The 1051-nt window shown below is 40.1% G+C and carries 2 protein-coding genes; both read left to right on the top strand.

Annotation, left to right across the window (positions count from 1 at the left end):
* The first annotated feature begins 89 nt into the window (after window positions 1-89).
* On the top strand, window positions 90-428 hold the full coding sequence (locus UF75_RS25720) for a transposase (protein WP_045577354.1): 339 nt from the start codon (window positions 90-92) through the stop codon (window positions 426-428).
* Window positions 382-1051 (top strand): IS3 family transposase (locus UF75_RS25715; RefSeq protein ID WP_045577355.1); only part of this gene is annotated, 670 nt, incomplete at its 3' end. The genes UF75_RS25720 and UF75_RS25715, both read left to right, overlap by 47 nt.

Here is a 1051-nt window from a genome sequence, read left to right as displayed (position 1 = left end):
ATAATGGTCTAAGAAAACTCGACAAGATTTTTTGAAAAGATAATGAACCTGATATAATAAAACCACAAAAGAAAGCAGGTTTATTATTGATGAAGAAAAGAGTATTTAGCGCAGAATTTAAGGCGGAGAGAGTTTTGGAGGTATTACGAGGCGAAAAGGAACTTAACCAAATCGCCAGTACCCATGAAATCGCACCAAACCAGCTGCGAAACTGGAAAAATGAATTTTTGGCTAATGCAGCCAATGTATTTGATAACAAAAAGGACAAGGTGTTGCAGGAGAAAGTTAAGGATCAGGAGCGGGAGAACGATAGCTTATATAAAAAGGTCGGTCAATTGACTACACAAGTCGATTGGCTCAAAAAAAAATCTGAAGAAATTCTTGGACCTGACTGGGAGAGTCGGTTTACTCCACGCCCAAAAGGCTGAACTCGAAGATCATAAGACCCTTGAAGATAGCAAGAAACCGCTACCATTGTCCACTGTTGCAGAGCTTTTGGATGTTAACCGAACAAGCGTGTATTACTCACCAAAAGAGCCTTCTGACTTTGAAATAATGGTCAAGCATAAAATTGATGCAATCCATACAGATAGTCCATCTTGGGGCTCAAGGCAAATATCTAAAACATTACAAAAGCAAGGTATTAAAATTGGAAGGCTCAAAACAAGGAAATATATGCAAGAGATGAGCATTGTGGCGATCTACCCGAAACCCAACCTATCGAAACCTGCAAAGGGGCATAAAATCTACCCATATCTACTACGAAATTCCGTCATCACCCGAGCCAATCAGGCCTGGTCAATCGACATTACCTACATCAAGTTAAGACGTGGTTTTATTTACTTAACTGCTATCATTGATTGGCACAGCAAGTGCATCGTTGGCTGGGAGCTGGATGACACTCTATCCACACGAATGGTTATCCAGGCATTAAAGATGGCCTATGCTGTTGCCACACCAGAGATATTAAATTCGGATCAGGGCAGCCAATTTACAAGCCATGAATATATTGATTTTGTTATCAATAACAAGAGTAAAATCAGCATGGATG

This window comes from Desulfosporosinus sp. I2, from assembly GCF_000960765.1.
Lineage (GTDB): Bacteria > Bacillota > Desulfitobacteriia > Desulfitobacteriales > Desulfitobacteriaceae > Desulfosporosinus.
Note: the sequence above shows the minus strand (reverse complement) of the source record. Positions and strands in the feature narration are given on the sequence as shown.